Origin of the sequence: Pseudomonas sp. MAG002Y (genome assembly GCF_019400845.1) — a bacterium.
In the GTDB taxonomy this organism is placed as follows: Bacteria; Pseudomonadota; Gammaproteobacteria; order Pseudomonadales; family Pseudomonadaceae; genus Chryseomonas; species Chryseomonas luteola.
In genome coordinates, this window is record NZ_WOEJ01000001.1 from 160,570 (window position 1) to 173,543 (window position 12,974).

Here is a 12,974-nt window from a genome sequence, read left to right on the forward strand (position 1 = left end):
CTGCTGCCCAGCAAACTGGTAGACAAATGACCCACGCTGCAAATTTCATCGAATCCGCAAATCGTACCATCAGCTATGAAGTGGAAGCCGTGAACGCATTGCGTGGGCGTATAGATGATCGCTTTGTCAAAGCCTGTGAACTGATGCTGGACTGCAAGGGCCGCATCGTTGTACTGGGCATGGGAAAGTCCGGACATATCGGCAATAAGATTGCGGCCACGCTGGCAAGCACAGGCACACCCGCGTTTTTCGTCCATCCCGCCGAAGCAAGCCACGGCGACATGGGGATGATTACCCAGGCGGACATTGTGCTGGCCCTGTCCAACTCTGGCTCTACCCCTGAAATAGTGACGCTCTTGCCACTTATCAAGCGACTGGGAATCACGTTGATCAGTATGACAGGCAATCCCCTGTCACCTCTGGCTCAGGCAGCCACTGTCAACCTGGACGCAGGCGTTGCCAAGGAAGCCTGCCCGCTGAATCTTGCACCGACCTCCTCCACCACTGCCAGCCTGGTTCTGGGGGATGCCCTTGCCATTGCCTTGCTCGATGCACGAGGCTTCACGGCTGAAGATTTTGCCTTTTCTCACCCCGGCGGCGCTCTGGGCCGACGCCTGCTTCTCAAGGTCGAGCATGTCATGCATAGCGGGAAGGAATTACCTCAAGTGCCACGAGGCACTTCGCTTAGCGGTGCATTACTTGAGATGTCCCAAAAAGGACTTGGCATGACCATCGTCACGGAGCCTGATGGCCGACTGGCAGGTATTTTTACTGATGGGGACCTTCGGCGTGCGCTTGACCGTGGAATTGACGTACGCTCAATAACCATAGACCACGTCATGACGGAGCATGGTCGTACGGCACGCCCACAGATGCTGGCAGCCGAGGCATTGAAAGTCATGGAAGATCACAAGATTAGCGCCTTGGTTGTGGTCGACGAGAAAGATTACCCTCTGGGGGCATTGAACATGCACGACCTGCTTCGCGCAGGCGTCATGTGAATGCAGCTCATATCGAGAAATAGCCCATCATTGCTGCTGCATGGCAGTGATGGCACTCATAAATGCTTTATGTCTCAAATGGTACAGAGCCTTTGCCGTGCTTTATGCCGCCGTTTGACTACAATGCTTTTGCAGGCCTTTTGTCATGTTCCGTACACTGCGTAAACCTGTACTTTATGTCCTGATTGCCCTGGCGCTAGTCGCTATCGGTTACTGGAACCTCTTGCCGCAACGGTTTATCGATGACCCGGCAGGCAATGCCCAGACCGATAATGCCATTGATGCCTATGCAACAAATGTCAAAACGATCCAGTACCGTGCCGATGGAAAGGTACAATACGAGATGACAGCCGAACGGCTTGATCACGTTCAGGCCACCGATGTCACACTGGTTTCGAAACCCGATATGCTGGCATACCGCGGTACTGACCTGCCCTGGCATGTTCGCAGCGCAAGGGCCGAGGTGGCGCCAAAAGGTACACAGGCTGAGTTGATCGATGATGTAAGAGTCGAGCGTACAGACGAAAAGGGCCGCCCTATCGTGATGACGACGACGCGAATGACTGTTTTTCCTGACAAAAATTATGCGCAGACTGAGCAAGCCGTTAAGATTGAGGCCGCTAATAGCGTGACCACAGCGAAAGGCATGAAAGCGTACCTGAATGACGGCAGAATGCTCCTGCTGTCCAATGTAAGAGGCCAGCATGAGGTTCGTTAAATCTCTACCCCTTCTTTTAACCCTAGGCGCTACGTTCGGAAGCGTTAACGCCTGGGCTCTGCCTTCTGACCGCAACCAGCCCATCCGGGTACAGGCCGACAGCGCCGAACTCGATGACAAGCAGAACGTAGCGGTTTATCGAGGCGACGTCATCATTACCCAAGGCACGATGAAGATCACGGGTAACACCGTGACCATCACCCAGGACAACAACGGCAACATCAAGGTTGCAACTGCCGTTGGCAAGCCGGCTCACTATGAGCAGAAGCCATCTGCGGACAAAGATACGGTGAAGGCTTACGGCCTGACTATCCAGTACTATGCGGATGAAAACCGAATCGTATTGATCGACCAGGCACGCGTTGAACAGCAAGGCAATACGTTCGAAGGCGAAAAGATCGTTTACGACACCCAGCGCCAGATCGTGAATGCTGGCCGTGCAAACGGTAACAAGATCACCACACCAAGACCGCGTATCGACATGGTCATCCAGCCCAAGAACAAAGACCAGCAGCCGGGGCAAGCTCAATGACAGTACTGCTCAAAGCCCAGCATCTGGCCAAGAGCTATAAGGGTCGCCAAGTGGTCCGGGATGTCAGCCTGACCATCGAAAGCGGCCAGATAGTGGGACTGCTCGGACCTAACGGTGCGGGCAAGACGACATGCTTTTATATGATCGTAGGGTTGGTCAACGCCGATCATGGCCGTGTCCTGATCGATAACCAGGATGTCACCAACCTGCCTATGCACGGCAGAGCGCAGGCAGGTATCGGTTATCTCCCCCAGGAAGCATCGATATTCCGCAAGCTGACCGTGGCCAACAACATCATGGCCATCCTTGAAACACGCAAGGACCTGGACCGAAACGGACGCACCCAGGCGCTCGAGTCGCTGCTTCAAGAATTTCACATCACCCATATTCGTGACAACCTAGGCATGAGCCTGTCGGGTGGGGAACGTCGTCGCGTCGAGATTGCTCGCGCCCTAGCCACGGCGCCCAAGTTCATTCTGCTGGATGAGCCCTTTGCCGGTGTCGACCCTATTTCAGTGGGTGATATCAAGCAAATCATTCGCCACTTGAAAGCCAAAGGCATTGGCGTTTTGATCACGGATCACAATGTTCGGGAAACCCTCACAATCTGTGAGATGGCTTATATTGTGAATGACGGACAGCTGATTGCTGAAGGCGATGCCGAAAGCGTGCTGGCCAACGACCTGGTTAAGGAAGTTTATCTGGGGCACGAATTCCGCCTCTAGGCAAAAGGGTAAAAACCAGGCATATAATTTGCTCATCCCTACCAAATTATCTGGTGGGCTCCGTGGCGCAGTTCGCGTCTGTAGATTAAGGTGCTAAGCCCGCAGCCATGAAACCATCGTTAGTTTTAAAGATGGGCCAGCAGCTGACCATGACTCCTCAGCTGCAACAGGCCATTCGATTGCTTCAACTTTCGACGCTTGATCTCCAGCAGGAAATTCAGGAAGCCCTGGAATCCAACCCCATGCTCGAGCGGCAAGAAGAAGGCGATGATTTTGATCACAGCGACCCGCTTGCCGATGGCGAGGAGCTATCGAATCCTGGTAGCCAGGAGGTTACGTTCAAGGATACGGCTCCCTCGATAGAGACCTCTGAGTCGGACGAGTCCGAATGGAGTGACCGTATCCCCAATGAGCTTCCCGTCGATACCGCCTGGGAAGATATCTATCAGACAAGCGCGAGCAGCCTTCCGAGCTCTGACGACGATGAATGGGATTTCACATCCAGAACATCGACAGGTGAAAGTCTGCAGAGCCATCTTCTCTGGCAACTGAATCTGGCCCCGATGTCGGACGTGGATCGCATGGTCGCCATGTCGATCATCGACGGCATCAATAATGATGGCTACCTCGAAGAATCACTCGAAGACATACACGCCTCGCTAGATCCTGAGCTTGAGGTAGAGATTGATGAAGTCGAAGTAGTTTTACGCCGTGTTCAACAGTTCGAACCGGCAGGCGTAGGCGCACGTAATCTCAAGGAATGCCTGCTGCTGCAACTCAATCAGCTTCCAGGCAAAACACCACGGCTGGCGGAAGCCAAGCGCTTGGTCACAGATTATCTGGACGTCCTAGGCAGCCGTGATTACAGCCAGCTCATGCGCCGCATGAAGATCAAGGAAGATGAGTTACGCGACGTAATCGAGCTGATTCAAAGCCTGCACCCCCGACCAGGCTCCCAGATCGAATCAGGTGAAGCCGAGTACGTGGTTCCTGATGTCATCGTGCGCAAACACAATGACCGTTGGCTGGTTGAGCTGAACCAGGAGGCGGTGCCGCGGCTACGCGTAAACTCACAATATGCCGGTTTCGTGAAACGTGCCGACAGCAGTGCAGATAACACTTTCATGCGTAACCAGTTGCAGGAAGCTCGCTGGTTCATCAAGAGTCTGCAGAGCCGTAACGAGACCCTGATGAAGGTTGCGACGCAAATCGTCGAGCATCAGCGTGGCTTTCTAGAGTATGGAGAAGAAGCCATGAAGCCACTCGTACTTCACGATATTGCCGAGGCGGTTGGCATGCACGAGTCTACAATTTCTCGTGTGACTACCCAAAAGTATATGCACACGCCTCGTGGCATATACGAATTGAAATACTTCTTCTCCAGTCATGTAAGCACAGCCGAGGGCGGTGAATGCTCGTCAACCGCCATTCGCGCCATCATCAAAAAACTTGTTGCCGCCGAAAATGCAAAAAAGCCATTGAGCGACAGCAAGATCGCTGGTTTACTGGAGTCACAAGGCATACAGGTCGCGCGTCGGACTGTAGCCAAATACCGTGAGTCGCTGGGCATTGCTCCATCGAGTGAACGGAAAAGGCTGGTCTAGACTTAGGCGGCTCGCCACGAGCGGACTGCGAGCGCGGGGGAAAGAGGCGCTTATCGCTCAACAGTGTTTCTTCGGCAGGCCTAATGCCTGCCTGTTACACCACGGCAATAAGGAGAACGCGGTATGCAAGTCAACATCAGTGGGCATCAACTGGATGTTACCGACTCCCTTCGCAGCTACGTTGGAGAAAAGCTCGCCCGACTTGAACGCCACTTCGATCGCATTACCAGTGCTCAGGTAATCATGCAGGTCGATAAACTGAAACAGAAAGTTGAAGCCACCTTGCATGTTGCAGGTGCGTCTGTCGTTGCAAATGCCGAACATGAAGACATGTACGCTGCCATCGACCTTCTCACCGATAAACTCGACCGCCAGTTGATCAAACACAAAGAGAAACAGCTCGAGAGGCAGCAAGGGTTGGGCGTCCGTTGAGACTTAACATCACCCTATGATTCGATTAGAAACCATTCTGACCCCTGGCCGCTCACACGTGAGCGTGCCAGGGGTCAGTAAAGAAAGCGTGCTTCAGCAGATTTCTGAAATTGCTGCGACTGACTTGCCAGGGCAAGACGCTCACTCAATTTTCGAAAGCCTCATGGCCCGAGAAAAGTTAGGGTCGACCGGTTTCGGCAACGGAATAGCTATTCCTCACTGCCGCCTGAGTGGCTCCAAGGAACCTATTAGTGTGCTGTGCCACCTGCAAACGCCGGTGGACTTCGACTCACTCGACGGAGCGCCAGTAGACCTTATTTTCGTCCTGCTGGTACCCGAAGCCGCTACCGAGCAGCATCTGGAGTTGTTGCGCCAGATTGCAGCCATGCTGGATAAGGCTGAAATCCGCGATCGACTGCGCCATGCAACTACTAGCAATGGGCTCTATCAAATAGTTATCGACGCCCAAAGCGGTCATTAACATGCATCTGATTATCGTCAGTGGACGCTCCGGATCTGGCAAAAGCACAGCACTAGATGTGCTGGAAGACAACGGCTTTTATTGCATCGATAATCTACCTGCCGGTCTTTTACCAGACCTGTCCGAGCGTGCTCTGACTGAATCCGAAGGGGCTCAGTCTCAGATAGCCCTGTCTATCGACGCCCGCAACTTGCCCAGCCAGCTACAACGCTTTCCCGAGCTGCTTGAGCAAGTCAGATCACGCCATATCCGTTGCGATGTGCTGTATCTGGATGCAGATGATCAGACACTGCTCAAACGATTCTCGGAAACCCGCCGTCGTCATCCGCTTACAAGCGAGTATCGTTCTCTGGCTGAAGCCATCGAGGATGAACGTCAGCTGCTGATGCCTATTGCCGATCTGGCTGACCTGAAGATCGACACCACTCATCTGAATCTTTATCAGCTCAAGGATATGATCAAGCTACGCTTGCTCAATGCACCTGAGCCTGGCACTGCGTTTCTGATCGAGTCGTTCGGTTTCAAACGGGGCTTGCCGGTTGATGCAGATATGGTCTTCGACATCCGCTTCCTGCCCAATCCCTATTGGAAAGCAGAGCTCAGGGAGCTTTCAGGTCTGGATCAACCCGTGATCGAGTATCTGGAGGAGCAAACCGAGGTCGAAGAGCTCTACCAAGACATCTATAATTACCTTTCTAAATGGCTGCCCAATTTTGCCGCCAACAATCGCTCTTATGTAACAATTGCGATTGGCTGTACGGGAGGTCACCACCGCTCGGTTTACATTGCCCAGCGACTGGGAACAGCTCTCAAATCAAAACTGAAAAAAGTCCAGATTCGCCACCGCGACCTACCTGGACAATAGCGATTAAGGACACTCAACGTAATGCCCGCCCAAGAAATCACCATCATCAATAAGCTAGGGCTGCATGCACGCGCAGCGGCCAAGTTCGTCGGTGTGGCTGGGCGCTTTCCGTGCGAAGTCAGAGTCGGTAGAAGCCCTGAAAGCACAATCGATGGGAAAAGCATCATGTCTGTCATGATGCTGGCTGCTGGCAAAGGCACGATGCTTCACTTGGCAACAGAAGGCGAACAGAGCGAAGAAGCCTTGCAAGCATTGATTGAACTGATCAACAACCGGTTCGACGAAGGCGAATGATCGCCTACGCTCCTCTACCCTAACGCGGTATCCATTACCATCATCAGACAAAAACCAATGCCGAGCCCTACGGTGGCAGCACTGCGGTGACCCTTTTTAAGGTGCGCCTCAGGAATGACTTCGTGGGTTACGGCAAACAGCATGGCACCTGCTGCCAGCGACAGCCCCCAGGGCAGCATCATCTGACTGAAATTAACCAGCCAGGCACTAATGACTGCGAAAAGCGGCTCAACCAGCCCTGAGGCTGCGCCAATGCCCACCGCTTTATACCGGTTTACACCCGCTCCAGCTAACACCAGCGCAATCACCATCCCTTCCGGAAAGTCCTGCAGGGCGATTCCAAGCGCCAGGCTCTCTGCCCCTTCAACAGCACCACCTGCGGCTACACCGACAGCCATGCCTTCGGGAATGTTATGAAGAATAATGGCTGCAACGAACAGTAGGATTCGCGGCTCTACGGCGGAAATAGAATCACGCTGCTCTAACTCCTGCTCCGGCATGACACGTTCCAACCCTAGCATGCCAAGAACGCCTAGCATGATTCCACAGCTGACTACCGCTCCACTGCCCCACTTGGAATACCCTAGCGAGCCCCCTGCATCCAATGCAGGCAATAAAAGAGAAAAGGCAGTAGCCGCAAGCATGACGCCTGCACCAAAGCCCAACATGATATTGGACAGACGCTCAGAAATACGAGAAACGGCAAGTACAGGGAGCGCACCGAGCGCAGTGCCTAGCGCACAGAGCATGCCGTCTTTCACTGCGCTTTGCATGGAAGGTCTTTGAAATAGCGCCTGTAAGGCTTCGAACTGAAGAAGAGTGCCCCCAATAAACAGCAAGACGATACACAACGCCAATCCGAGATAACTTGATAAAAACGTCTGTATCGAACGCATAGGCCTACTGAGGCGAAAAAAAAGATCAGAGGACGCGGTGCAAGAACCTCTTACACCGCGAAGATCACGACGCTTGTACCCCGTTAGGCCATTGCTGCCTGATAGCGACGAGCAACTTCAGGCCAATTGACTACATTGTAAAAGGCACCAATGTATTCCGGACGACGGTTCTGATAACGCAGGTAGTATGCGTGCTCCCATACGTCCAGGCCCAGAATAGGCGTATTGCCATTCATGATGGGGCTGTCCTGGTTGAGTGTACTTTCAACAACCAGTTTCTTTTCAGGCGTCACGCTCAACCATGCCCAGCCACTGCCAAAGCGAGACACCGCAGCCTTGGTAAAGGCTTCTTTGAATGAGTCCATACCGCCCAGCTGGGAATCGATCGCCTGAGCCAATTCACCTTCCGGGTTACCACCGCCTTGCGGAGTCATAACAGTCCAGAACAGAGAGTGGTTGGCATGTCCGCCGCCGTTGTTTACTACCACACCACGCTTATCTTGAGGCAGCTTGTCCAGTTGAGTCAGCAGTTCTTCTACCGGCAGGGACTCAAGGCCGGTCCCCTCGAGCGCAGCATTCAGATTATTGATGTAGGTCTGATGATGCTTGGTATGGTGAATTTCCATTGTCTGCGCATCGATGTGAGGTTCCAGTGCATCGTAGGCATAGGGTAAAGCTGGAAGCGTATGAGGCATGATGTCGTCTCCTGATGTGAGGATAACTATCGTCTGCCTAAGGGCAGACCCGTGTTGCTCGAACGTTCACGTGTTTACTGCTGAGTGAAGCGCGCCAGTGAGGCTTGACGCTGAAAGTTATTAGCTATGGGTTAACTGGCCAGAATTAAAGACCTGTCACCCCATAAAACCAGACTTCATAAGAAATGAGATTCTTTATCAATAACATATCTAACAGATTCGACAAACGAAAGCGACGTTTTACGCCTGCCTACAGTAGTTTGATTAGCAGGCGCAAAAGCTTGAATCAACGTCCGGCCAGAGTCATGGACTCAATCAGCACCGATCCGGTTCGAATACCACCGCGACGATCTACATCCGAACCGATCGCAACGATGTTGCGAAACATATCCTGAAGACGCCCCGCAATAGTGACTTCCTGCACCGGAAACTGTATTTCGCCGTTTTCGACCCAATAACCGGCAGCGCCCCGTGAATAGTCGCCCGTTACCAGATTGACCCCCTGCCCCATGAGTTCGGTTACAAGAAGTCCTTTGCCCATGCGACGGATCAGGGCCGCCTGGTCATCACTGCCGTGACTGACAAACAGGTTATGCACGCCTCCGGCATTGGCTGTACTTTGCATCCCCAGCTTGCGGGCGGAATAGGTGCCCAACAAATAGGAAACCAACTCACCTTTATCGATAAAGGGCTTGGCATAGGTCGCCAGTCCTTCATTGTCGAACGATGCACTGCCCAACGCCCTAGGGATTAGCGGTCGTTCATCAATGGATAACCACTCAGGGAAGAGCTGCTGCCCCATTGCGCCTTCCAGGAAGGTCGTCTTCCGATAGAGGTTGCTGCCAGAAATAGCGGCCAGGAAATTACTGAACAATCCTGAGGCCAGTTCAGGCGCAAACAGCACAGGAACCTGGGCCGTCGGAACCGGACGAGCCCCCAAGCGACTCACCGCCCGTTCTGCTGCGCGCTGACCAATATAGACAGGGTCCATCAGCTCTTCAGCCACACGATTGACGTCGTAAAAATAATCGCGCTGCATATGGCCATTACTTTCCGCAATCATGACGCAGCTCAGGCTATGTCGACTGCTGGCATACCCACCGATAAAGCCATGGCTGTTGCCATAGATACGGCAACCCTGATGAGTGTTGAGGCTTGTCCCATCAGCATTGGTGATTTTGGGATTGGCTGCAAAGGCCGCTGACTCGCAAATAAGCGCTTTCTCGATCGCCTCGTCAGGCGTAATGCTCCAGGGATGGAACAGGTCCAGGTCAGGTAGGCTCTTGGCCATTTTTTCCGGATCGGCCAAGCCTGAATATTCGTCTTCGGAAGCGTGCTGGGCAATGGCAAGAGCCGCAGCCACGGTCTCACGGATAGCATTTTCGCCCGTTGCGGACGTACTGGCCGAGCCCTTGCGGTGCCCGACGTACAAGGTAATACCGAAGCCCTCATCACGATTGAACTCAACCGTTTCAACCTCGCCTTTGCGAACGGTTGTAGATAACCCCTGCTCAATAGATACCGAGACCTCACAAGCAGTGGCACCCTGCTGACGCGCCTCCGCCAAAATGTGCTCGACCTGTTCACGCAAGGCAGGTAAGGCAGCCGGGCCGACAGCTTCCACGGATTGATTCATGCTTCTCTCCTATACAGCGTTGGCAGCCCGGCGGACCGGACAACCGACCTTCAACTCGTTATGATGGCGACCTTTAGTTATGGACCACCCTCATGTCTGATTTTCTTGACGACGACTCCTTCTCCGGAGAGAAGAGCAAATCGCAGATCAAGCGCGAATTGCATGCCCTGCAGGACCTTGGCGCGCGCCTCGCCGGGATGAGCCCTGATCTGCTTGACCGCCTCCCCTTGACCGAGCCTTTGCGCCGCGCTTTGGCCGAGGCTCCCAAGCACAAAGCCAACGTCGCCCGGAAGCGACATACCCAGTACCTGGGCAAACTGATGCGCGATCAGGATCTTGATGCGATCATGGCCATGATCGAACAAGTCGATTCCTCGACCCGCCAGTACAACGAGCGCTTTCACGCCCTTGAACGCTGGCGGGATCGCCTGCTGGGTGGTAGCGACGAGGTCCTGCAGGCTTTTGTCGAAGACTACCCGGACGCTGACCGCCAGCACCTGCGCCAGTTGATCCGTCACGCCCAACACGAGCAGGCGCATAACAAGCCGCCGTCAGCGGCACGTAAATTGTTCAAGTACATCCGTGAACTGGATGATACCAAGCGGGGCCTGCGTTAATACGCGGCCCTTGCCTGCCTGTCAGGCACCCGTTCCTCCTACCGTGATGGCATCAATTTTCAGAGTTGGCTGGCCTACGCCAACCGGAACTGACTGGCCTTCCTTCCCGCACGTGCCAACACCGTTGTCCAGCGACAGGTCATTGCCAACCATCGATACCTGAGTCATGACTTCCGGACCGTTCCCGATCAGCGTGGCGCCCTTCACCGGCCGGGTCACCTTGCCGTTCTCGATCAGGTAAGCCTCATTGGTTGTGAAGACGAATTTACCGCTGGTGATATCGACCTGACCGCCCCCCAGGCTGGCGCAATACAGGCCATGCTCGACCGAGGCGATGATTTCTGCCGGGTCGCTTTCACCCGCCAACATATAGGTGTTGGTCATGCGAGGCATGGGCAGGTGCGCATAGGATTCACGGCGCCCGTTGCCGGTACGTGCCACTCCCATAAGCCGGGCATTGAGCTTGTCCTGCATGTATCCCTTGAGGATTCCATTCTCGATAAGTACGTTGTAGGCACCTGGCGTGCCTTCATCATCGACCGATACCGAACCACGGCGATCAGGGAGAGTGCCATCATCGACAATGGTGCATAGCGATGAAGCTACACGCTCGTTCATACGTCCGCTATAAGCCGAACTGCCCTTGCGGTTGAAATCACCTTCCAGGCCATGACCTACAGCTTCGTGCAACAGGACGCCAGACCATCCCGAGCCCAACACAACCGGTAGCGTACCCGCTGGAGCGGCAACAGCCTCCAGATTTACCAAGGCCTGCCGCACCGCTTCACGCGCGTAGCTCATGGCACGGTCTTCACGCAGGAAGTAACGATAATCCGTGCGTCCGCCACCGCCGTTATTGCCACGTTCCCGGCGACCATTCTGTTCGACGACCACGTTGACATTGAAGCGCACCAGAGGACGTACATCCGCCGCCAGCGTTCCATCGTTGGCGGCGACAAGCACCTGCTCCCAGACACCGGAAAGGCTGACCGTAACCTGTTGGATACGGGGATCCAGAGCCCGCGTGGCTACGTCAATATTTTTGAGCAGCTCGACTTTCTCCGCACGGCTCAAGACATCCAGTGGGTTTTCTTCGGGGTAAAGCCGTACCGGCTCGATGTGGCTAAATACCTGAACCTTGCCTTTATCCCCACTGCGCGAGATGGAACGTGCAGCCTGGGCAGCCTGGCTCAAGGCATCCAGCGTGATGGCGTTACTGTAGGCAAACCCGGTCTTTTCACCTGATTGAGCACGGACACCAACGCCTTGGTCCATATGAAAGCCGCCTTCCTTGACGATGCCGTCCTCAAGCAGCCAAGACTCGGAAATCATGCTTTGGAAATACAGATCGGCGGCGTCGATTCCTGGTCCCGCCAGTTGATGAAGAACCACTGGCAGGCTGTCGATTTCAAGCCCACCTGGATTGAGAAGATGTTGACTGACAGAAGTCAGGTATTGGCTCATGCTTACTCCAATAGCCGAAAGGTCTTATGCAAGGCGTGCACAACACGTTGAAACAACACAGATCTTCTTTATTGACCTTAGCGCGTCTTGCGCGTTGTGCTTAATGGAAATGCCCAATCAAGTCGATTGTGGTCATTCGTGGCTTGGCAAGGGCGATGTTGCAAAACCAAAGCGACGATGCTGAGCAATCGGCATCCGTTCGCGTAATGCTTGTTGCTGGCCAATATCACGCCGTCCAATCATGACAGCTTCCCCTGTAGGCGACTCTTCAAGGACGCGCCCCCAAGAATCGATAATAGCGGAGTGGCCCCAGGTTTCCCGACCTCGTGGATGCAGACCTCCCTGCGCAGCGGCCAGAATATAACATTGCGTTTCGATAGCCCGGGCACGTATCAAGATATCCCAATGAGCCTTTCCCGTAACAGCCGTGAATGCCGAAGGCGCAGCAATCAACTCGGCACCGGCCTCACGTAGAGAGGTGTACAACTCAGGGAAACGCAAGTCATAGCAAACCGTCAAGCCAAGCCGCCCTACAGGGGTATCCGCCACTACGATATCCTGGCCTTCCGCATAGTGATCACCCTCTCTATAGCTACCCTGCCGATCATCTACACGGGCATTGAAGAGATGCAGCTTGTCATAACGAGCTACTCGCTCCCCTTGATCATTGATCAACAGGCAGCACGCCCTTGGCTTGGCATATGGCTGATCATCCGGAGGAAGCGGTAATGTCCCGGCGACAATCCAGAGCCCCAATGCACGAGCAGAACAGCTTAACCAAGGCAGGATTGGCCCTGCTCCTAGCGCCTCTGCCTGGCCGATCATGGCTGGATTGGAGTGACCGATCGCAACGAAATTCTCGGGCAGGACCGCCAGCTGTGCTCCAGCCTTGGCCGCCTGCTCAAGCAGGCGGTATGCCGTAGCAAGATTGGCCTCTATGTCGTCTTGGCTGACCATCTGGATTACCGCAAACGTCATAGCCCACCTCGTATTGACTTGTCTATGCTACGCAGA

At 54.2% G+C, this 12,974-nt stretch carries 15 protein-coding genes; 10 read left to right on the forward strand and 5 right to left on the reverse strand.

What is annotated here, in order from left to right; all coding sequences use genetic code 11:
* The first annotated feature begins 26 nt into the window (after positions 1–26).
* The 9 genes from GM154_RS00800 (at position 27) to GM154_RS00840 (ending at position 6,652) form a co-directional block, all read left to right on the forward strand.
* Complete coding sequence (locus GM154_RS00800; RefSeq protein WP_219650623.1) at positions 27–1,001, forward strand: KpsF/GutQ family sugar-phosphate isomerase; 975 nt, start codon at positions 27–29, stop codon at positions 999–1,001.
* A gap of 145 nt (positions 1,002–1,146) precedes the next feature.
* A complete protein-coding gene (lptC, locus tag GM154_RS00805) occupies positions 1,147–1,719 on the forward strand; it encodes an LPS export ABC transporter periplasmic protein LptC (protein WP_010797287.1) in 573 nt (190 codons plus the stop codon).
* On the forward strand, positions 1,706–2,251 hold the full coding sequence (lptA, locus tag GM154_RS00810) for a lipopolysaccharide transport periplasmic protein LptA (RefSeq protein WP_010797286.1): 546 nt from the start codon (positions 1,706–1,708) through the stop codon (positions 2,249–2,251). Before lptC ends, lptA begins: the two co-directional genes overlap by 14 nt.
* The gene (gene lptB / locus GM154_RS00815; RefSeq protein ID WP_010797285.1) at positions 2,248–2,976 is read left to right on the forward strand and encodes an LPS export ABC transporter ATP-binding protein; all 729 of its coding nucleotides are present in this window, start codon (positions 2,248–2,250) and stop codon (positions 2,974–2,976) included. The genes lptA and lptB overlap by 4 nt, the downstream gene beginning before the upstream one ends.
* Before the next feature lie 107 nt (positions 2,977–3,083).
* Positions 3,084–4,580, forward strand: a complete 1,497-nt coding sequence (locus GM154_RS00820) for an RNA polymerase factor sigma-54 (RefSeq protein ID WP_074827893.1) — start codon at positions 3,084–3,086, stop codon at positions 4,578–4,580.
* Between the two features lie 123 nt (positions 4,581–4,703).
* Positions 4,704–5,012: a ribosome hibernation-promoting factor, HPF/YfiA family gene (gene hpf, locus GM154_RS00825; RefSeq protein ID WP_010797283.1), complete on the forward strand. Its 309-nt coding sequence runs from the start codon at positions 4,704–4,706 to the stop codon at positions 5,010–5,012.
* Positions 5,013–5,028: 16 nt separating this feature from the next.
* Positions 5,029–5,493: a PTS IIA-like nitrogen regulatory protein PtsN gene (gene ptsN, locus GM154_RS00830; RefSeq protein ID WP_010797282.1), complete on the forward strand. Its 465-nt coding sequence runs from the start codon at positions 5,029–5,031 to the stop codon at positions 5,491–5,493.
* 1 nt (position 5,494) lies between these two features.
* Positions 5,495–6,358, forward strand: coding sequence for an RNase adapter RapZ (gene rapZ / locus GM154_RS00835; RefSeq protein ID WP_010797281.1), 864 nt, complete (start codon positions 5,495–5,497; stop codon positions 6,356–6,358).
* Between the two features lie 21 nt (positions 6,359–6,379).
* Positions 6,380–6,652, forward strand: coding sequence for an HPr family phosphocarrier protein (locus GM154_RS00840; protein WP_010797280.1), 273 nt, complete (start codon positions 6,380–6,382; stop codon positions 6,650–6,652).
* A gap of 14 nt (positions 6,653–6,666) precedes the next feature.
* Here the strand turns inward: GM154_RS00840 and GM154_RS00845 are convergent, their stop codons facing one another.
* The 3 genes from GM154_RS00845 to pmbA form a co-directional block, all read right to left on the reverse strand.
* Positions 6,667–7,548 (reverse strand): ZIP family metal transporter, encoded by an 882-nt coding sequence (locus GM154_RS00845; RefSeq protein WP_256680626.1) that lies wholly within the window; start codon positions 7,546–7,548, stop codon positions 6,667–6,669.
* An 83-nt stretch (positions 7,549–7,631) separates the two neighbouring features.
* The gene (locus GM154_RS00850) at positions 7,632–8,243 is read right to left on the reverse strand and encodes a superoxide dismutase (protein WP_219650624.1); all 612 of its coding nucleotides are present in this window, start codon (positions 8,241–8,243) and stop codon (positions 7,632–7,634) included.
* A 286-nt stretch (positions 8,244–8,529) separates the two neighbouring features.
* Positions 8,530–9,879, reverse strand: coding sequence for a metalloprotease PmbA (pmbA, locus tag GM154_RS00855; RefSeq protein WP_219650625.1), 1,350 nt, complete (start codon positions 9,877–9,879; stop codon positions 8,530–8,532).
* Positions 9,880–9,971: 92 nt separating this feature from the next.
* Here pmbA and yjgA point away from each other — a divergent pair, with 92 nt between their 5' ends.
* Complete coding sequence (gene yjgA / locus GM154_RS00860) at positions 9,972–10,496, forward strand: ribosome biogenesis factor YjgA (RefSeq protein WP_010797276.1); 525 nt, start codon at positions 9,972–9,974, stop codon at positions 10,494–10,496.
* 21 nt (positions 10,497–10,517) lie between these two features.
* On the opposite strand, the gene tldD is transcribed toward yjgA, so the two are convergent.
* Entirely contained in the window at positions 10,518–11,960 is a 1,443-nt protein-coding gene (gene tldD, locus GM154_RS00865; protein ID WP_219650627.1) for a metalloprotease TldD, read from the reverse strand.
* A 132-nt stretch (positions 11,961–12,092) separates the two neighbouring features.
* Positions 12,093–12,938 (reverse strand): carbon-nitrogen hydrolase family protein, encoded by an 846-nt coding sequence (locus GM154_RS00870; RefSeq protein ID WP_219650629.1) that lies wholly within the window; start codon positions 12,936–12,938, stop codon positions 12,093–12,095.
* Between the last annotated feature and the right edge of the window lie 36 nt (positions 12,939–12,974).